This window comes from Hymenobacter siberiensis (assembly GCF_018967845.1).
GTDB classification, from domain to species: domain Bacteria; phylum Bacteroidota; class Bacteroidia; order Cytophagales; family Hymenobacteraceae; genus Hymenobacter; species Hymenobacter siberiensis.
Genome location: NZ_JAHLZZ010000001.1, coordinates 4359449 through 4377870, shown reverse-complemented (window position 1 = coordinate 4377870; position 18422 = coordinate 4359449). Strand labels below are relative to the sequence as shown.

Below are 18422 nucleotides of genomic sequence, written 5' to 3'. Positions count from 1 at the left end.
CTCAAAATTCAACCCTTCCAATGCGCATCGCCGGAGCCGCCCTCAACCAGATTCCCATTGACTGGGAAAACAACCTGCGGAATATCCAGACCGCCATCGAGCAGGCTAAAAGTGCGGGCGTGGAGCTGCTATGCCTGCCCGAGCTGTGCCTGACTGGCTACGGCTGCGAGGACCTTTTTCTGAGCGACTGGATGCCCGAGGCGGCGCTGGCCCACCTGCAAAAGGTGCGCGAATGGACGCAGGGCATTTGCGTAGTGGTGGGCTTGCCGGTGCGCCTGCCGGGCCGCACCTACAACACGGCCGCCGTGCTGCGCGACGGGCAGATTCTGGGTTTTGCGGCCAAGCAGTTTTTGGCCAACGACGGCGTGCATTACGAAACGCGCTTCTTTGCGCCCTGGGTGGCGGGCGAAACCACAACGGTAACCTGGGAAGGGGAGACGTGGCCGCTGGGCGACCTTATTTTTGAGCACGAGGGCGTGCGCTTCGGCTTCGAGATTTGCGAGGATGCCTGGCGGGCCGACAACGTGCGGCCCGCCTGCCGGCTCATGGGCAAGGTGGATTTGATTGTAAATCCCTCGGCCAGCCACTTTGCGATGAGCAAAACCGACGTGCGCTATCAGCTGGTAATGAAGGCGTCGCGCACGTTCGACTGCACTTATCTCTACGCCAACCTGCTGGGCAATGAGGCCGGCCGCATCATCTTCGACGGGGAAATTCTGGTGGCCCGCAACGGCCATCTGCTGAAGCGCAACCAACTACTGAGCTTCAAGGAAGTGGATTTGGAGTGGGTGGACGTGGATTTCGCCACCCCGCAGGAGCCGGCGGCCGAAATTGTGCCGTTGCCCGCGCCCGATGAGTACAAGGAGCTGAACCAGGCCATGAGCCTGGCCCTGTTTGACTACCTGCGCAAGGCCCGCAGCCGGGGCTTCGTGCTGAGCCTGAGCGGCGGGGCCGACTCCAGCTTCTGCGCCGTGGGCGTGGCCGAAATGGTGCGCCTGGGCGTGGAGGAATTGGGCCTGCAGGAGTTTAAGCGCCGCAGCGGCTGCTTCGAGGAAACGAGAAAAGACGTGGTGCAAACCGGTGCCGGCGGCGCGGCTGAACAGGTTGTGCAGGACGAAAAACCAAGCACTAAGCACCAAGTACTAAGCACCAATCAGGCACTGGTAAATCAGCTGCTGACCTGCGCCTACCAGGGTACGGTAAATTCTTCGGATGACACCTTCACTTCAGCCAAAGAGTTGGCGGAGAGCATTGGCGCGCGGTTTTTCAATTGGGAGATTGATGCTGAAGTGGCCGGCTACGTGCGTAAGATTGAGGGTGCACTGGGCAGGGAGCTGACCTGGCAAACCGACGATTTGGCCCTGCAAAATATTCAGGCACGGGTGCGGGCCCCCGGCATCTGGATGATGGCTAACGTGCTGAACTGCTTGCTCATCACCACTTCTAACCGCTCGGAGGCCAGCGTGGGCTACTGCACCATGGACGGCGACACGGCTGGCAGCATCTCGCCCATCGCGGGCGTCGACAAGGACTTCGTGAAAAAGTGGCTGCGCTGGGCCGAAACCGAGCTGGGCTATGCGGCCCTGCGCCACGTAAATGCGCTGCAACCCACCGCCGAGCTCCGCCCGCTGGCCGACAAGCAGACTGACGAGCGCGACCTCATGCCCTACGTGCTGCTCAACCGCATTGAGCGGCTGGCCTTCTACGACCGCCTCAGCCCCAGCCAGGTGCTGGCCGCGCTGGACGGTGAGGCCACCGGCTTCGACCACGAACAGCTCCGCGCCTTTGTACGCCGCTTCTACAGCCTCTGGAGCCGCAACCAGTGGAAGCGCGAGCGGTATGCGCCCTCGTTCCACCTCGACGACTACAACGTGGACCCGCGCTCCTGGCTGCGGTTTCCGATTCTCAGCGGGAGCTTTTCGGAGGAGCTGGCAGCCTTGTAGCACAGGCTTCAGCTTGTGCCGAGCGGGTGTGTAAGTACGAATATGCACGAAATATGCCCTGTTAATCAGGGTTTTGGAAGAAACGATTAATCTTGGGCGCAAGTTTTAGGCGGTAATGGGTACTAACCCTACGCAACCTTGGTACGCGCAGCAGTAGGCTGATGCAGCCGCAGCGTGGCGTAATTCTGAAATTTAGTCCGGCCCCTGTGACCTGCGTGCTTCCGCTATTTCTGGCTCATGAACCGCTTCCCGGCGACCGGTTGGCTACTCCGGCGCCTGTCGCCGATGCGGAGCTGATAGCGCAGCTGCAAGCCGGGAGCGAAGCCGCGTTTCGCACCTTGGTAGCGCGCTACCAGAACCGGATTTATCGCACGATATTTTCCCTGCTGCGCAATGAGGAAGAAGCGGAGGATGTGGCCCAGGAAGTTTTCGTGGAGGTTTACCAAACCATCGGCCAGTTTCGGGGTGAGGCGTCGCTGAGCACCTGGCTCTACCGCCTGGCCACGTCGCGGGCCCTGAAAAACCGCCGCAAGGTCCAGGCCAAAAAGCGCTTTGCCTACTTCACCAGCCTGTTGAGCGGCAATAACGACGTGCTGCATGAGCCACCCGACCACGCCCACCCGCTGGCGCTGCTGGAGGGCCAGCAGCAGCTCCAGCTCCTGTTGGCCCACATCGCCCGCCTGCCCGACCAGCAGCAGGTGGCCTTCACGCTTCGCCACGAGCAGGAGCTGAGCTATGAGCAAATCGCGGCCGTGCTCGGTACCACCGTGGCCGCCGTCGAATCCCTGCTGTTCCGCGCCCGGCAAACCCTCCGCAAACACGTTCAAGCTCATCTTCGCCATGTCTGATATCATCAATCGCCCCGGTTCCGACGAAGAATGGGAGGACCTGATGCGCCAGCTGCGCCACCAGCCCGTAGCCCAGCCCCGGCCGTTCTTTTATGCCCGGGTGCAGGCTCGGCTCGTTGCCAATGCGGGGGCACCCCGGCAATGGCTGCCCGCCTGGCTACGCCAGCCCGCCTACGCGGTGCTGCTGGGGGCGCTGGTGCTAGCCCTGAGCGGCGACGGCCCAGCCCTTACTTCAGCCGCTGTGCGGTACCACGCCAGTCCACCGAGCGGACTAAAACCGTTGCCTCCGCGCTGATTTCAGCCACTGCTACCAACTTATCATTGCCCCGCCGCCGTAAAGTCGCAACCTCGGAGGACATAGTACCTTTGACGCCTTATAACCTCTTCGCCCCGCATGCATCCTTTTCTCGACGCTATTCTCTGGAACGTTAATCCCATCATCGCCCACCTCGGGCCGGTCACGCTGCGCTGGTACGGGCTGTTTTTCATGCTGCCCTTCGTGGTGGGCACATTCGTGCTCACGCACATCTACCGTTCCGAGCGGGTTTCGCCGCAGTGGGTCGATGTGATTACGATATACATGCTCATCGGCACCATTGTGGGTGCGCGGTTGGGCCACATGCTGTTTTATGATTTTGAGGCGCTGAAAGCCGACCCCATGGTGGTGTTCAAAATATGGCAGGGCGGACTGGCCAGCCACGGCGCTACCATTGGCATCCTGCTGGCCTGCTGGCTGTTTGCGCGTAATAATAAATTCGATTACCTGTGGGTGCTTGACCGCATTGTGATTGTGGTAGCGCTGGGCGGCGCCTGCATCCGCACCGGCAACTTGATGAACTCTGAGATTGTGGGCAAGCCCAGCAGCGCCCCGTGGGCCTTCACCTTCCCGCGCGATGTGGACCACCTGCTGCCCGTAACGCGCCCGCTGCCGGCCGGAGCCGTGCAGGTGGCCGCCCGCCCCGTGCAGTATCAGGATGGCACCAGTACCTACCAGCTGCAGCCCGAAGGCACGCCCGTAGCGCCCGATGCGCCCATGGCCGTGCCGCGCCACCCCACCCAGATTTACGAGGCGCTGTTCTGCGTTTTTCTGCTCGTCCTGCTCTATTTCATGTGGAACCGCACCAAAGAGCGCACGCCGCGCGGGCAGCTGTTTGGCCTGTTTGTGGTGCTGCTTTTCACCCAGCGCTTCCTGGGCGAGTACCTAAAGGAGAACCAGGTGGCTTTCGAAGACGGCCATCTTTTCAACCAGGGCCAGCTGCTGAGTATCCCGCTGATTTTTATCGGTATCTGGGTGCTGTGGCGGGCCGGCAAAGACCCCGAAAACCCCTACGGCTACGCCCCGCGCGACTTGGGCAAAGAAGGCGACCCGCAGCCCACGCCCGGCTTGGAGCAACCTCGGGTATAGGTCTTAGTTTTAAGTAACGCAAAAAGCGGTTTCGCAGGATTGGACACGACGTCCAACCTTGCGAAACCGCTTTTTAGTTGACAAACCTGTGCGCTTACGGCAGTTTGTACTCGTACAAATCGCCTTTCTCAGTGCTGATGAGCAGCGTGTTATCGTCTTTGAAAACAGCCCCTTCGGTTTGGCCGGCTCCAGCTAGGGAAATCTGGCGGGGCGTGGCTTTCAGGATATCGGCCCAGGAATTACCGTCGAGAATGAACAGCTCGCCGCGGCCCAGCAGCACCAAGCGGTGGCCATCGGCGCGCAGGGCGGCATCGGTTACCTGGCCGGGAATGGCCAGGCCGGTGATTTTTTTGGCGGTGTAGGTGCCGGGCTGGTCGGGCACGGTATACACGTTGCTGGTGCGGTCCTGGCCCCGGTCTTTGGTGAAAAGCCACACCTGGCCATCGTGCCAGAGGTTGGCTTCGCAGTCGAAATTGCGCTGCTTTTTCTTGGGTGGGAAATCGTGCTGGTCGGGGTAAGTAAAAGCAATGGTGCCGACGGCCTTGGGGCTGTCGGGCCGAAACTTGAAGATTTTGAGGTCTTGGCGTTGGCTTTCGTTGTTGCCGCAGTCGCCGATGTAGTAGTTACCGCTGCCGTCGCGGCTCAGGCTTTCCCAGTCGGTGTTGGTGGCCGGCACCTCCAGGGTGCGCACCAGCTGGCCCGCGCCGCTGACTTCGTAGAGCGTGGGCGAGTTGCCGTCGTCGCCGAAGCTGAAGTAGTGCTGGCCGTCGGGGGCCGGGGCCAGGCCCGAGCTTTCGGGCACTACCCCTTTAACAGAGCCCACTTTGCTGAGGCCGGCAATTTCAGAAGCCGCGTTTTTATCCTTGCGGCGGTCGCCGCCCTTGGGCATGTCCACTCCCGCGTTCAGCGGCGAGTCGGTGGTTTTATCAGATTGAGCCTGGGAGCAGGCCGCCGTGAGCAACAGGACCAACGCGGCCGGCACGAGGGGAATAAAGCGCATTAACGTAAAGCATGAAAGTGAGCCTGTCTATACGCAAGCTGCTGTTCAGGGTACGGGGTCGAAGCCGTGGCCGCCCCAGGGGTGGCAGCTGGCAATGCGCCGCAGCGCCAGGCGGCCGCCCCGCCACGGCCCATGTTTGGTGATGGCCTGCACCGCATACACCGAACACGTAGGCGCGTAGCGGCAGCTCGGTGCGGTGAGCGGCGAAATGAAGCGCTGGTAAAACCAGACAAGGCTAAGGAAGAGGGCGCGAAAAAGACGGGAAATCATAGCGGGAAATAAAACGGGTTCTTTACTTGGGCAGCGCGTTCAGCTCTGCTTTCCACCGTTCCCAGTCGGGCAGCAGCCGGGTTTGCAGGTCGTAGAATGCCTTGGAATGGTCGCCCACCAGCAGGTGGCAGCACTCGTGCAGCAGCACGTAGTCAAGGCACTCGGGGCGGGCGTGCACCAGCTCCGGCGAGAGGCGAATGCGGGCCGCGCTCGGCGTGCAACTGCCCCAGCGCGTCCGCATCTGGCGCACCGACAGGATAGGGCGGGTCAGGTTAAACTCGGCGAAGCGCGGCCACACCCGCAGCAATGATTCGGCGAACAGCGGCCCGGCCTGGCGGGCGTACCAGGCGTGGAGCAGGGCTTCGGCCTGGGCCGGCGTGAGCGGTGCGGGCGTGGCCATTAGTAGCTCATCGCCTGCCAGCGTCACGGTGGGCCGGCGGGCTTCCGCGAAGCGCAATTGGTAGGCCCGGCCCTGGTAGTAATGCGTGCTGCCGGCCTCGAAATGGCGGGTAGGAGTGGGGGCCGGCCGGCTGGCAAAGGTTTCCTGGTGCTTAAGAATCCAGTCGGCTTTTTTCAATACCTGCTGGGCCACCCACTCGGGCGAGGTGCCGGCCGGGGCGCTGATGTGCACGCTGCCATCGGGCCGCACGGCAAAGCCGATGGTGCGCCGCGACCGGAATACGAGCGTGTAGCTGAGGGACTGATTTTGGTAAGCAAGGGTTTCGCGGCGGGGCGCGGCAGAGAAGGAGCGGGGCATGGGACGGCAAGTTCGGCAGTGGTGCCGGAATGGATAACCGCGCGGGCCGGCAAAATAATTTCGGGCCGAGTTCAGGCAATCCCATCCGAGTTACTACCTTACCCTTATGAAACACTGTTTACCTCAATATATTTCTACTTTTTGCTTTTTTGTCATCGTCTCGGGTGTGCTGCCGGGGGCGGGAGTGCGGGCGCAGGGTAATGGCCCCGGCGTGCGCGGAGCCCGCGCCGCCGCGCTCGGCAACGCCTCGGTGGCGCTGGCCGGCGAGGTGTGGAGTATGGGCAACAACGTGGCCGGCATCAGCGAAATTCAGCGGCCCAGCGTGGGCTTCTACGCCGAAAACCGCTACTTCAGCTCGGCCCTGAACGTGGGCGCGCTCACGGTGGCGCTGCCCCTGGGCCGTACCACGGCTCCCGACGCGGGCGGCGTGATGCAAGGCACCGAAGGCGCGGCCCCGTCGTTGAGCCCCGCGCCCGCCCCCACCTGGGCGCGCAATGGCGTGGTAGCCTTCGAGGCGCAGCGCTTCGGCGGCGTGCTTTATAATGAAACCCGCGTGGGCGTGGGCTACGCCTACCGTTTTGGCCAGATAAGCTTGGGCGCGCGGGCCGATATGCTCCAGATAAGCATTGAGGGCCTGGGCAGCCGTCGCATGGTGCTGGGCACACTGGGCGGCCAGATTGAAATCGTGCCCCGGCGGCTCAGCTTTGGCGCGTCGCTCTACAACCTCAACCAGGCCAAACTGGCCAGCTACCAGGACGAGCGGGTGCCTACCATCCTCAAAGCCGGCCTGGCCTACCGCCCCGGCAGCCAGGTGCTGCTGCTGGTAGAAACCGAGAAGGACGTGGAGCGCGCCGCCAATTTCAAGGTGGGACTGGAATACCGGCCGGTGCCGGTGCTGGCGGCCCGGCTGGGCCTGGCCTCGCTCACGGAGCAGGCCAGCGCGGGTATTGGTGTGCTGGCCGGCGCATTCCAGATTGACTACGCGGCGGCGTTTCAGCAGGCGCTGGGCTTCAGCCAGCATTTGAGCGTGAGTAAATCGTGGGGGAAGTAATTTTTAATTAATAATTAATAATTAATAATTAATAATTAAAAATTCAGGATGGAAAATATAGTTGGTAAGTGGTTGGGCTGGGGCTGCGTTGGCTTGCGGTGGGCCAGTAAGTCCTGGCTTTTCAGGGGTATTCCGAAGCGGTTGATTTGGATTGTAGCTCTAATTATTAATTCTCAATTATTAATTAATAATTACGCCAACGCCCAGGACTACGTGCGCCGCGCGCCGGACCTCGACCGCCTGACGCAGGAATTATTTGCCGAAATTCAGTCGGACGAAGTGCCCTACGAGGACCTTTACGAGACGCTGCTCCAGTACTACCAAACGCCCATCAACCTCAATGCCGCCACCCGCGAGGAGCTGCGCTCGCTGCTGCTGCTCAATGAAAATCAGATAACCACGCTGCTAAACCACCGCCAGGCCAACGGCGACCTGCTGAGCGTGTATGAGCTGCAAAGCATTGAGGGCTACGACCTGCGCACCATAAATCGCATTCTGCCCTTCGTGAGCGTGCAGATGAGTGGGGCCAATTCCAGCCGGGGCACGCTCTGGCAGCGCATTGCCCGCGAGGATAATAATGCCCTGTACCTGCGCTACGAGCGGGTGCTGCAGGAGCGCCAGGGCTACACGCCGCCCACCCTCTACCAGGGCCGGCCCACTACCCGCTACCTCGGCTCGGCCGATAAGATGCTGATTCGCTACCGCGTGAGCCATACTAAGGATTTCAGCGTGGGCTTTTCGCTGGAAAAGGACGCTGGCGAGCCCATTGTGTGGAACCCTAACAATGGGCAGTTCGGGGCCGATTACGTGTCGGCGCACCTGCTTATTCAGGAGCGGGGTAAGCTGAAGGCGTTGGCGCTGGGCGACTACCAGCTGCAATTCGGGCAGGGTCTGCTGCTGTCGTCGGGCCTGGCCGTGGGCAAGGGGGCCGAAACGATTACCACGCTGCGGCGCTCATCGGTGGGCGTGCGGGCGTATTCGTCGCTGCTCGAAAACTCGTTTTTTCGGGGCGGGGCACTCACGTATCAGGTGGCACCCACGGTGCAGGTCACGGGTTTCGTATCGCACAAGAATGTGGATGCCAACCTGCAGCAAACCCAGGATTCGCTGGCGCAGTACGACGAGTTTACCTCGGGCCTGCTCTACACCGGTTTCCACCGCACGGCCTCCGAAATTGCCAACCGCCACCGGCTGGCCGAAACCCTCGGGGGCGGCAATGCCACCTACACCAGCCGCGACGGCAACCTGGCCATCGGTGTCACCGGCTTGTTCACGTACTACGGCACACCCATCCTCAAGCGGCCCGAGCCCTACAATTACTTCGAGTTCAGCGGCCGCGAAAACCTGGCCCTGAGCCTGAACTACAGCTACGTGTACCGCAACTTCCTGCTTTTTGGCGAAACGGCGCGTAGTAGCGGCGGCGGTTTGGGCACTGTGAACGGCCTGCTGGCCAGCCTTGGCTCCAGCGTGGACGCGGCCCTGCTGGTGCGGCACTACGATTCCGATTTCCACACGCTTTACGGAAACGCTTTCAGCGAAAACACCCGCAACATCAACGAAACCGGCGTTTATATCGGCCTGAAAGTGCGGCCCGTGGCCCGCTGGGAAATTTCGGCCTACTACGACCAGTTCCGCTTTCCGTGGCTGCGCTACCGCGCCAGTGCCCCCACCGATGGCCACGATGCCTTGCTGCGCATTGCCTACACGCCCACCAAAACCAGCCTGCTCTATGTGCAGCTGCGCCAGCGCCTGAAGCCCCGCGACCTGGCCAGTACCGACCTCAACAATCTATACCCCACCCGCGCCCTGCCGCTGCCCGGCGAGCAGCTTCGCCAGAGCATTCTGATGTACTACAACACCGCCCCCACGCCGCAGCTGGAGCTGCGCACCCGCATGCAGGCCTCGCGCCTGCGCGACGACGACGGCCTGGCCTGGCGCAGCGGCTACGTGCTGGCCCAGGACGTGGGCTACCAGTTCAACCGCACCCTCAAGCTCACGGCCCGCTACGCCATTTTCGACGCCGACGACTACGACAGCCGCCAATACGTGTTCGAGCAGGATGTGCTGCTGGCCGTGTCGGTGCCGGCCCTCTACGGCCAGGGCACGCGGGTGTACGGCCTGGCCGAAATCCGCATCAACCGCTCGCTCACCCTCTGGCTGCGCTACGCCGAAACCCGCTACCGCCACCAGGACGTGGTGGGTACGGGCCTGGAGTCCATCCAGGGCTCGCTGCGCGGTGAGGTGAAGGCGCAAGTACGAATGAAGTTTTAGCGCTGGAGTTTTGGGCCGGGTCCAATGCCAGGCGGCTCCACAACTATTGTTGTGGAGCCGCCTGGCATTTAGCGCACGAGCGCTGCTCCGGGCTGTTGAGTTTGGGCTGTGCCCCGCCACATCGTCGCTAACTCAAAAAGCATCTAAACCCGCAGCCTTGGCTTCTGCCTCATTCGCTCCCCGGCACTGAAGTGCCGGGGAGCGAAAAAAAACCTAAGTCGTATTTGGAAATAATACTATTGAGCACCAATATAAAGGTGCAGCGAGCTTCCCTGCATAAATGAGAGAGATATAAAAAAACCAAACTTGAATATTGATAATTAATTGCCATATAATTATAATTTTAAAAATGTGTTCATTGATTAGTGAGGACAGTGAATAATTGAAGCTGTTTAGAAAGTCCCCGAACGGTGATACAGCGCGCAGCGAAGCATCTTGCTCGCATCGTCAGGCCCGTTCAACGATGCGAGCAAGATGCTTCGCTGCGCGCTGCATGACCGTTTGAGTGCCTCTTGTGACTTTCTAAACAACTCCATTAGTAGGACTTACGCAGTTGAAACACTAACCAACTGAAAAACAGCAATATAACAAATATACGTCTTGAATGCAAGTCGTTGATTTTCAGGTTACATAGCTTTTGAAGTGCGTAAGTCCTAATTAGATATAAAAATTGCAAAGTGCAGAAGGGTGCAGCCCAAATTGTCGCTTCCACCCTTCGGCAATGGTGCCGGATTTACGTTGTTATCGGCCCAGGCACCAACGGTGGTCCATTCAGCGCTACGCGCAGGGCTGACAATGCGACAATTTGGGTTGCACCCGTGCAGAAGTGCTGTTTTAACCGCTGATAGTTGGGTTTTGTCGAATATAAAACAACTCCTATTGATTGCAATACTAATTTTGTATTGATTAATTCCTAGGTTGATAATTGATTTTAATATCTCATGCTTAATAGCATTGGTATTGATAGATTCTTGTTTTCAGAATGATAAAGATGGAATTGCTGATTTGTGATGCCATTTTTTTGGCTCAAAAAAACATAAAAATTGGAATATATAAATAATTGACCTGATTTTAGAAAAAAGCACACATAAACACCTTTCATGCAACGAGAATTACAATTAGGCCGCAAGCTGTTGGCCGTGGTTGGCAAACAACGTTTCAATCACCTGCTGCGCACAGGAGCTTTGGCGTTGTTGCTGGCGGGCACGGGCCGGCAGCAGGCGGCTGCCCAGGCGGGCAAAAGTGGGGTTGGCACGATAGCTACTACCAATGCCATCGTGAACGAATACACTGCCCTGACGGCCAACGCGACTACGGGCGCTACTACCATCACGGTAGCCAGCAGCTTGCTGAACGCCAATAACCGCTTCGCCGCTCCGCTGGCGGCCGGCGACCTGCTGCTGCTGGTGCAGCCCCAGGGAGCCGCCATCAGCACCGCCGATGATGCTACCTACGGCACCGTGACGGCCCTCAACAATGCCGGCCGCTACCAGCTGGTTGAAGTTGCTGCAGTACCCACGGCCACTACTATTGCGCTGAGCTGCAAGTTATTCAGCTCGTACACCACGGCGGGCCATGCCCAGGTAGTGCGCGTGCCGCGCTACACCACGCTCACCGTAAACACCAACATCAGCGTGAAAGCGCAGGCCTGGAATGGTACTACGGGTGGTGTGCTGGCCATCGAAGCCACCGGCGACGTGACGCTGGCTACCGGCGCTACGCTCGACGTGTCGGCCCTAGGCTTTCGGGGTGGCGCGTTGGAGCAGAACACCGACGCGGCCCCCAACAATGACCTTGGCTACCGCTCGACGGCCAGTACCTACGCGGCTGAGAAAGGCGAGAGCATAGCCGGCACCATTGCCGAGTATGATGCGCTGAATGGCCGCTACGGGCGCGGTGCCCCGGCCAACGGCGGCGGCGGCGGCAACTCGCACAACGCGGCCGGCGGCGGCGGTGCCAACGTGGCCGTGGCCGGGGCCACCTACACCGGCACCGGCAACCCCGACCGGGGCGCCGGCAATGCCTACGACGCGGCCTGGAACCTGGAGGCGGCCAACTTTGCCACCTCAATATCTTCCGGTGGCGGGCGCGGCGGCTACAGCTACTCCAGCACCAACCAGGATGCCCTGACGCTGGCTACCGGCCAGGCGGCCTGGGGCGGCGACAACCGCCAGAACAAAGGCGGCTTCGGCGGCCACCCCATGGTGAGCAGCGGCCGGGCCTTCTTCGGTGGCGGCGGCGGTGCCGGCGACTCGAACAACAACAGCGGCACGGCCGGCGCGGCCGGTGGCGGCTTTATCTACCTGGTAGCGGGTGGGGCCGTAACCGGCGGCTCGCTGCTGGCCGATGGCGGCTCGGTGACGGTGGTAAGCAACAATGACGGCGCAGGCGGCGGTGGCGGCGGCGGCAGCGTGGTGGTGAACTCGACCAACCTGACTACCACGTCATTGCTGGTCCGGGGTGGCAAGGGTGGCAGCCAGAGCGCCCTTGCCGCAGAGGCGGAGGGCGCGGGCGGCGGCGGCGGCGGCGGCCTGGTGAGCTATACCAACGGCGCACCCACCACCGACGTTAGCGGCGGCCTGAACGGAACCACGCTCTCAGGGTCGCTCACTGAATTTCCGCCCAACGGCGGCACCCGGGGCGGCGCAGGTCGCGCCGATGCCGGTGCCTGCTCGGTAGCGCTGTGCCAGTCGGTGGCTGATGTGGCCACCAGCATCAGCTTCGGTACCAATCCCTTGCCCGCCAATCAGCAGGCGGTTATCAATGTGACTTTCATCAACAATGGCCCCGACGCGGCGGATAATGTGACGCGCTTCGTGCAACTGCCCGCCGGCCTGGGCGCGGGTGCCGTGACGGTGACCACCAGCACGGGTTCGGGTAGCTATGATAATGCGACTGGTCAGGTGACGTTCACCGCGGTAACAACCCTGGCCAACGGGGCCAATGCCAACGCGACCATCAACTACACGCCTTCCGTGGCGGGCACCGTCGCAATAACGTCCACCATCAGCACTACTACTTCGGAAGCGTGCCAGTTGGACGACGACAACTCGGGTACCAACAACTTGGTGGTGATTTACCCCGCCGATTTGAATGTGACGCTGAGCGGCCCCAGCACAGTGGCAGCGGCCTCCGCTGTTACGTATACGGCTATCGTGCAGAATATTACCCCGTCTGGTGGCTCCGGCACGGCCGATGCTACTAGCACGGTGCTCACGGTGCAGCTGGCCAAGGCCCTGCTCATCACGGATTTCCCGGCCGGTACGACGTATAATTTCGATACGGGTATTGCCACGCTGGCCATTGGGCAGGTGAACCGGGGCACGTCGCAGAGCTTCGCCTTCACCTTCACGCTGCCCAACAACAACCAGTCCGTGGCGGGCGTGGCTTCGGCCACGGCCTTTGAGCCCGACCCGGACGCGACCAACAACAACGGCGTGGCCAGCACTATGCGCGTGGCTACCACCGTAACCATGCCCGCCGGTACCGGCACCTGCGCCGGCACCACCTACGATGGCACGACTGCTACGCAGGGCCTGTATGCCGAATATTTCAAGGGCTATTTCAACGACGTCCTCACGTTCTTCGACTCGCCCAAAGTAGCTGATATGAAGCGCTCAGAGGGCAGTGTGAACTATACTGCCAGCAATGCCTGGGGCGATTTGTCGGCGGCTTTTGGCAGCGGCTCGGTCACCAACCCCGACCAGTACAGCGTTCGCTATCGGGGCTACCTCACCATTACTACGGCGGGTAGCTACACCTTTACCCTTTACAGCGACGATGCTTCTTACCTGTGGCTTGACAACTCGGCCCGCGCCACCCCGCTGGTTGCGGCCAATGCCGCAGTGAACGACGGCAATCTGCACGGCCCGAAATCGGTGACCAGTGTGGCCATTACTATGGGGGCCGGGGCGCACCCGCTGCTGGCCCTCTACGGGGAAAATACTGGCGGTAATGTGTTCCGTATTTCTTATTCGGGCCCCGATACGGGCAATGCCACGGTCGTGATTCCTACGAGCGCCATGTGCAACCGCCAGTTCAGCGGCCCGCTGCCGGTGACGCTCACTGCTTTCACGGCCAAGGCCGAAAGCCGCGCCGCCCGCCTGAACTGGAACACCGCCACGGAGCTGCACAACGACCATTTTGACCTGGAGCGCAGCCGCGACGGCGTGACTTTCCAGAAGTTGGCCGAAGTGAAAGGCGCGGGCTCCAGCACTATTTCGCATGACTATAGCTACCTCGATGCCAACGCCGCCGAAATGGGCGGGGGCAAGGTGTACTACCGCCTGCGCCAGGTGGACCTGGACGGCACCAGCGAATACTCGCCGGTGCGGACGGTGGCATTTGGCGTGGGTGCGGCGGGCTTCGTGCTGTTTCCCAACCCGGCACAGCAGCGCGTGGGCCTGCAGCTGAGCCTGGCCACGGCCGGCACCATCAGCCTCACCGATTTGGCTGGCCGCGTGGTAATGCAGCAGACCATTGAGGCCGGAGCCACCCAGCCTTCGCTCGACCTCAGCACGGTGGCCACCGGTATCTACGTGGTGCAGGTGGTGCAGAATGGCCAGCGCTTCACGCAGAAGCTGGTGCACACCGGCAACTAAGCAGAACGGTCATTCCGACGGAGGAGGAATCTGGGTAAAGCCGTTGAACGGTAATCATCAGATTCCTCCTCCGTCGGAATGACCGTTTTGCATTTAGGCACAAAAAAGGCCGTTTCCTCGTTGGAAATGGTCTTTTTTGTGCCTAAATGATTTCACCTGCCGCCGTATATCCGGTTAGCTCTCCGTTTTCAATAACACCACCTGCGTCTTATCGGCTACGCTGATTTTACGGCGGAAGTCGAGGTAGCCGGCGTAAGCGGTTTTGGGCAGGTGGCCGCGCTTCAGCTCCAGCCGGCGGATATACTGAATGGTGCCATCGGGCAGGGTGGCGTACTGGCTGGCGTAGGTGCCGTAAGCGGTGCTGAGCTGCACGGGGGCGGGCAGAGTTTCGGGCTGGAAGCCGGTGGGCAGGTGCAGCCGCACGGTATCGGCGTGCAGGCTGGCGTGGTCGAGCCACAGGTCGGACTGGCGCTCGCCCACTTGCGCGGGCAGGGCGGGCAGGCGGCTCAGCAGGTTGGGGTTGATGAACACCCGCTTGCCGCTGGGCAGGGCAAAGCCCGGCAGGGTCAGCGCCAGGTGCTCGACCACTCCTGGCAGCGGGCCGGCCGGCGCGGCGGCCAGGCTCAGCTTGGTAAGGGTGAACGTGGACAGCCGCAGGTGGTCGGTGACGTACTTTTTCTGTTCTACCGGCCCCAGCTCGTTCAGCAGGGCGGCATACAGGTCCTGCTCCTGGCCGGTGCGCAGGGTGCGGGCCGTGGCCGTGGCGCTGCCCGCAGCATCCAGAAACAGGTCGAGGCGGCGCACCTGGCGATTCTCGGCGGTGCCGTAGCGGGGCGTAGCCACCAGCTTGCCGCCCTCGGGCGTGAGCAGCAGCGCGTGGCGGTTGCCCGTGAAGCTGCCCATGTAGCCGAAGGCATTGGTTTGGCTGGTGCACTCCAGCCACAGCGTGTCGGCCCGGTCGCCTTTGGCCGGCGGCACGCACACAATAACGTGGTTGAACTGGGTGCTGGGAAAGTCGGCCCGGATATCGGGCTCGTCCGGCCCGGCTTTCACCAGGGCCACGCAGGCGGGTACGCCTGCCGCCTTCAGCAAGGCCACCGTGTAGTTGCTCAGGGCCTTGCAGTCGCCGTAGCCGTTGCTGGCCACCGAACTGGCCGGGAAGGTCTGCCAGCCCCCCAGGCCCAGCTGCACCGAGATGTAGCGGGTACTGCCCTGCAGCATTTCGTACACGCGCTGGGCGCGGGCGCGGGCATCGGGGGCGTCGCGCACCAGCGCCTGCACCTTGGCCAGGGTGGCGGGCGGCAGCACGTCGCGGCCGGCGTTCAGCTCGTAGCTCCACAGCCCAAGGTTCTGCCAGGAGGCCGCCGAACCTTTGTGGCCCTGCACCTCGAAGGTGCCGGGGGCCATGGCCACGGTCGGCGTCAGGTCGGCCAGCAGCGGAGCGGCTTCTTCCTCGTCCACGGCCGGCAGGTTGGCCAGGTGCCACTCGTAGGTTTCCTGGCCGCTGGTGCTGGTGTGGGCCACGGTGGTGCCGGCGGGCAGCTGCCGCTCCTGGTAGCGCAGGGGCAGGGCGGTGGGCGTGGTCACGCGTAGGGTGGCGCTTTGCACGGCCAGGCCTTCGGCTTCCTGCGGCTGCCAGTGCGGGTAGAATAATGCGTTGTCCGACACCGTTTCGTAGTCAAATTCTACGGTGTAGGGCGTTTGGGGCTGGCGCAGGTCGGCGTAGCGAATCCGGACATCGGTCATCAAATCGTTGCCGCCCACGCCCTGGTCGTGGATTTCGGCGGCCCGCAGCTGGTGCAGCAGGCGGCCGTCGGCGTCGTACACGGCCCCGTGCAGGTAGCTCAACGATTCGAGGTCGTAGTAATACTCGCCGTGCCGGCCAAAGTCGTCGCCGGCATCGCTGAGCACCGTCACCACGCGGTGTACGGTGTGCACCAGCCGCCCCGCCGATTTCACGGTCACTACCTCATCATTGGCCCGCAACACGGCGTTGGCCCCTTCGCGCAGGGCCGCCGGAATATCAGCCACCGCATATTTGGGCGCGGGCGCCGCCGGGCGCACCAGAAAGCTGCCAAGTGGCAGCACGGCCAGAAAAGAGAGCAGAGCTTTCATTGGATTGTGAGTTAAGGGTTAAGAGTTAAAGGTTAGGAGTTCAGCGTTAAAGGTTAGGGATTGCCGAGCGCAGTTTCAACTCTTAACTCATCTAGGCTTTCTTCTTGATAATGAGCTTCTCGCCTTGCTTTTCGAGCATCAGGCGGTAGAACTCGCGGAGCTGGGTGTATTCCTCGGCCGCGTACACGGGCTTGCGTAGGCTCATGCGACTCATGAGCTGCACCACGCCGGGCGCGCCGGCCGTGATGGTACACATGAAGCGCCCACCGTCCCCGGGCAGCTCCACAATGGCGGGCTTCGGCATTTCGGCCAGCTCGTAGCCGGCGGGCAGGGTCAGGGTTACCATCGTGGTTTCGTCCTGCGGCGCGCCAAAGTCCACGGGAAACAGCCGGTCATCGTGCCGGAAGGGGTTTTGCTCGGCGCTGAACTCGCGCAATGGGCTCAGATAGAGCAGGTCGGCGGTGGCGTTATCGTCGGCGGGCTGGGTGAATTCGTAGTCGAACGCCAGGGGTTTGTCCACGCTTTCGCGTTCGCCCACGGTCAGCTTGGGCACGGTCCAGCCGCTGTGCGGGCGGGTCATCTGGGCCAGGTATTTCTTCTCGCCCAGGCTGCTTAGCTCCTGGCGGGCCTCGGCGCCGGCGTAGCCGCCGTGCTCCTCGTGCACCTTGCCCGTGAGGCCGCCCTTAGCGTCCATGGTCAGGGCTACCTGCTGGTAGTGCACGTAGCGTTGGGCCGGGTTGAGGTCGACCCAGCGGTCATCTTCGGGTTTTTTCATGATGAGGCGGCCGGCCTGGTTCAGGCAGCGCTTGGGCAGCACACCGCAGGGGAGCAGGGGCTCGGTGGCATCCACCAACAGGTCTTTGCCATCGGCCAGCGGCACCAGCGCCATCACGTAGTTGAAGCGCGACAGCATGGGCTGGGTCTGGTCTACGCGGCCGTGGCTGCGGGTGCTCAGCAGCAGCGGATTGGCCGGAATGTCCGCCATGCGCAGGGCCGAGATAAGCAGCAGGTTCACATCGGCCGCCGTGCCGTGATGGGTATCAAAGGCTTTGCGTAGCGATGCCGTGGTGGCGTAGTGGTCGGTGCCGTCGTAGCGCACGGCGGCCATCACCACTTCGCGCACGGCGGCGGCGCGGGCCGCCAGGTCAGGGTATTTGGCCACCAGCGGCATAATCTGGTCTTTCAGAAAGCCACCCCGGTCCAGCTGCCCGCCAAAGTTATCCATGCCCAGCAGCTCCATGTCGATTTTGGCCCAGGTGCCGGATACATTTTTGTAGGCCTGATTCGGAAACTGCTCGCCGGCCAGCTGAAAGGTGATGCGGTCCAGGTAATCTTCCGACGTGGTCATGAACGGCTCGTCGCGGAAAGCCGGGACGTCCTTCATCACCCAGTCATAGTTGGTGGCGCGCGCCGACACGGCGTCGTTGGTAGCCGCCTCGCGGCTGGTCATCAAGCCGCTGCCTGAGAATCCCCCCGCCGTGTGTATCGTAAACTGTATCGCGCTCTCATTCCGGGTCTGCACGGCCAGCGGGTGGTAGCCCTGTTGCAGCATTTTGTAGTGGAAATACTCCGGAATGATGGCCCGAAACTCGCTCCAGCGCACGGGAATATCCCGCTGAAACGTCCAGTCCTGAAAATTGAACAGGAAGTCGGAAATAACCGTGTAGTTGTACTCAATCACCGAGCCCTCGCGCACATCGGGCAGCGTAAACTTGCACACCCGCACGTTGGCCGTCAGGTCCTCGGTGAAGGTGTTGGAGCCGTCCAGCTTGGTTTTCACTACCTGGCCATTCACCAGGTTGTAGGTGGTGCCGCGCAGGCCGGTGATTTTCTCCTGGCTGTCGCCGCGGTGGTAGAGCGATATTTCCACTGTGGCCGCGTCGTAGCCGGATTTTTTCAGGATTTTGATGCGCGTGGTACGCTCCGATATCAGCTGAAAATCGTTGTTGTTGTACTGGAAATTGGTGGTGCCGTAGTCGCAGAGTACCACGGCTGCGGCGGCCGAGTCGCCCACGAACGGCGCGGCCGTGAAGTCTTTGGGGTCGGGCTTACCGAATTTGATGGGTTCGGTCTGGGCCTGGGCCGTGAGGCTGGCCAGTACCATAGCGGCCAACGCCGCCGGGTAGCGTAACGAGTGCTTCATGAGTAGAAGGGGTGGGGG

The 18422-nt window shown here is 61.8% G+C and carries 12 protein-coding genes; 7 read left to right on the top strand and 5 right to left on the bottom strand.

What is annotated here, in order from left to right:
- Positions 1-20 precede the first annotated feature (20 nt).
- The 4 genes from nadE (at position 21) to lgt (ending at position 4196) form a co-directional block, all read left to right on the top strand.
- Positions 21-1943 carry an NAD(+) synthase gene (gene nadE, locus KQ661_RS19110; RefSeq protein ID WP_216690029.1) on the top strand — a complete coding sequence of 641 codons (1923 nt, stop codon included), beginning with the start codon at positions 21-23 and terminating at the stop codon, positions 1941-1943.
- Between the two features lie 260 nt (positions 1944-2203).
- A complete protein-coding gene (locus KQ661_RS19105; protein ID WP_235727020.1) occupies positions 2204-2791 on the top strand; it encodes an RNA polymerase sigma factor in 588 nt (195 codons plus the stop codon).
- A complete protein-coding gene (locus KQ661_RS19100; protein WP_216690027.1) occupies positions 2784-3086 on the top strand; it encodes a hypothetical protein in 303 nt (100 codons plus the stop codon). Before KQ661_RS19105 ends, KQ661_RS19100 begins: the two co-directional genes overlap by 8 nt.
- A gap of 99 nt (positions 3087-3185) precedes the next feature.
- On the top strand, positions 3186-4196 hold the full coding sequence (lgt, locus tag KQ661_RS19095) for a prolipoprotein diacylglyceryl transferase (protein ID WP_216690026.1): 1011 nt from the start codon (positions 3186-3188) through the stop codon (positions 4194-4196).
- Positions 4197-4290: 94 nt separating this feature from the next.
- On the opposite strand, the gene KQ661_RS19090 is transcribed toward lgt, so the two are convergent.
- From KQ661_RS19090 to KQ661_RS19080, 3 genes are read right to left on the bottom strand one after another with little or no spacing between them, the layout of a single operon-like run.
- Positions 4291-5196, bottom strand: coding sequence for an SdiA-regulated/phytase-like domain-containing protein (locus KQ661_RS19090; protein ID WP_216726756.1), 906 nt, complete (start codon positions 5194-5196; stop codon positions 4291-4293).
- Between the two features lie 45 nt (positions 5197-5241).
- Positions 5242-5466, bottom strand: a complete 225-nt coding sequence (gene yidD, locus KQ661_RS19085) for a membrane protein insertion efficiency factor YidD (protein WP_216727775.1) — start codon at positions 5464-5466, stop codon at positions 5242-5244.
- Positions 5467-5488: 22 nt separating this feature from the next.
- Positions 5489-6223, bottom strand: a complete 735-nt coding sequence (locus KQ661_RS19080) for a M48 family metallopeptidase (RefSeq protein ID WP_216726755.1) — start codon at positions 6221-6223, stop codon at positions 5489-5491.
- 106 nt (positions 6224-6329) lie between these two features.
- Here KQ661_RS19080 and KQ661_RS19075 point away from each other — a divergent pair, with 106 nt between their 5' ends.
- From KQ661_RS19075 to KQ661_RS19065, 3 genes are all read left to right on the top strand, one after another.
- On the top strand, positions 6330-7274 hold the full coding sequence (locus KQ661_RS19075) for a PorV/PorQ family protein (RefSeq protein ID WP_216690022.1): 945 nt from the start codon (positions 6330-6332) through the stop codon (positions 7272-7274).
- A gap of 213 nt (positions 7275-7487) precedes the next feature.
- Entirely contained in the window at positions 7488-9545 is a 2058-nt protein-coding gene (locus KQ661_RS19070) for a helix-hairpin-helix domain-containing protein (protein WP_317196136.1), read from the top strand.
- A gap of 1100 nt (positions 9546-10645) precedes the next feature.
- Complete coding sequence (locus tag KQ661_RS19065) at positions 10646-14146, top strand: T9SS type A sorting domain-containing protein (RefSeq protein ID WP_216727773.1); 3501 nt, start codon at positions 10646-10648, stop codon at positions 14144-14146.
- 174 nt (positions 14147-14320) lie between these two features.
- Here KQ661_RS19065 and KQ661_RS19060 read toward each other — a convergent pair whose 3' ends face one another.
- Together KQ661_RS19060 and KQ661_RS19055 are read right to left on the bottom strand one after the other, a co-directional pair.
- Positions 14321-16261, bottom strand: coding sequence for a DUF3857 domain-containing protein (locus KQ661_RS19060; protein WP_216690019.1), 1941 nt, complete (start codon positions 16259-16261; stop codon positions 14321-14323).
- A 91-nt stretch (positions 16262-16352) separates the two neighbouring features.
- The gene (locus KQ661_RS19055) at positions 16353-18404 is read right to left on the bottom strand and encodes a DUF3857 domain-containing protein (protein WP_216727772.1); all 2052 of its coding nucleotides are present in this window, start codon (positions 18402-18404) and stop codon (positions 16353-16355) included.
- Between the last annotated feature and the right edge of the window lie 18 nt (positions 18405-18422).

Excerpts from the sequence above, each read along its gene's own strand:
- yidD (WP_216727775.1), bottom strand. The coding sequence starts at position 5,466 with ATGATTTCCCGTCTTTTTCGCGCCCTCTTCCTTAGCCTTGTCTGGTTT.
- KQ661_RS19060 (WP_216690019.1), bottom strand. The coding sequence starts at position 16,261 with ATGAAAGCTCTGCTCTCTTTTCTGGCCGTGCTGCCACTTGGCAGCTTT.
- lgt (WP_216690026.1), top strand. The coding sequence starts at position 3,186 with ATGCATCCTTTTCTCGACGCTATTCTCTGGAACGTTAATCCCATCATC.
- KQ661_RS19090 (WP_216726756.1), bottom strand. The coding sequence starts at position 5,196 with ATGCGCTTTATTCCCCTCGTGCCGGCCGCGTTGGTCCTGTTGCTCACG.
- KQ661_RS19055 (WP_216727772.1), bottom strand. The coding sequence starts at position 18,404 with ATGAAGCACTCGTTACGCTACCCGGCGGCGTTGGCCGCTATGGTACTG.
- KQ661_RS19065 (WP_216727773.1), top strand. The coding sequence starts at position 10,646 with ATGCAACGAGAATTACAATTAGGCCGCAAGCTGTTGGCCGTGGTTGGC.
- nadE (WP_216690029.1), top strand. The coding sequence starts at position 21 with ATGCGCATCGCCGGAGCCGCCCTCAACCAGATTCCCATTGACTGGGAA.
- KQ661_RS19075 (WP_216690022.1), top strand. The coding sequence starts at position 6,330 with ATGAAACACTGTTTACCTCAATATATTTCTACTTTTTGCTTTTTTGTC.
- KQ661_RS19080 (WP_216726755.1), bottom strand. The coding sequence starts at position 6,223 with ATGCCCCGCTCCTTCTCTGCCGCGCCCCGCCGCGAAACCCTTGCTTAC.
- KQ661_RS19100 (WP_216690027.1), top strand. The coding sequence starts at position 2,784 with ATGTCTGATATCATCAATCGCCCCGGTTCCGACGAAGAATGGGAGGAC.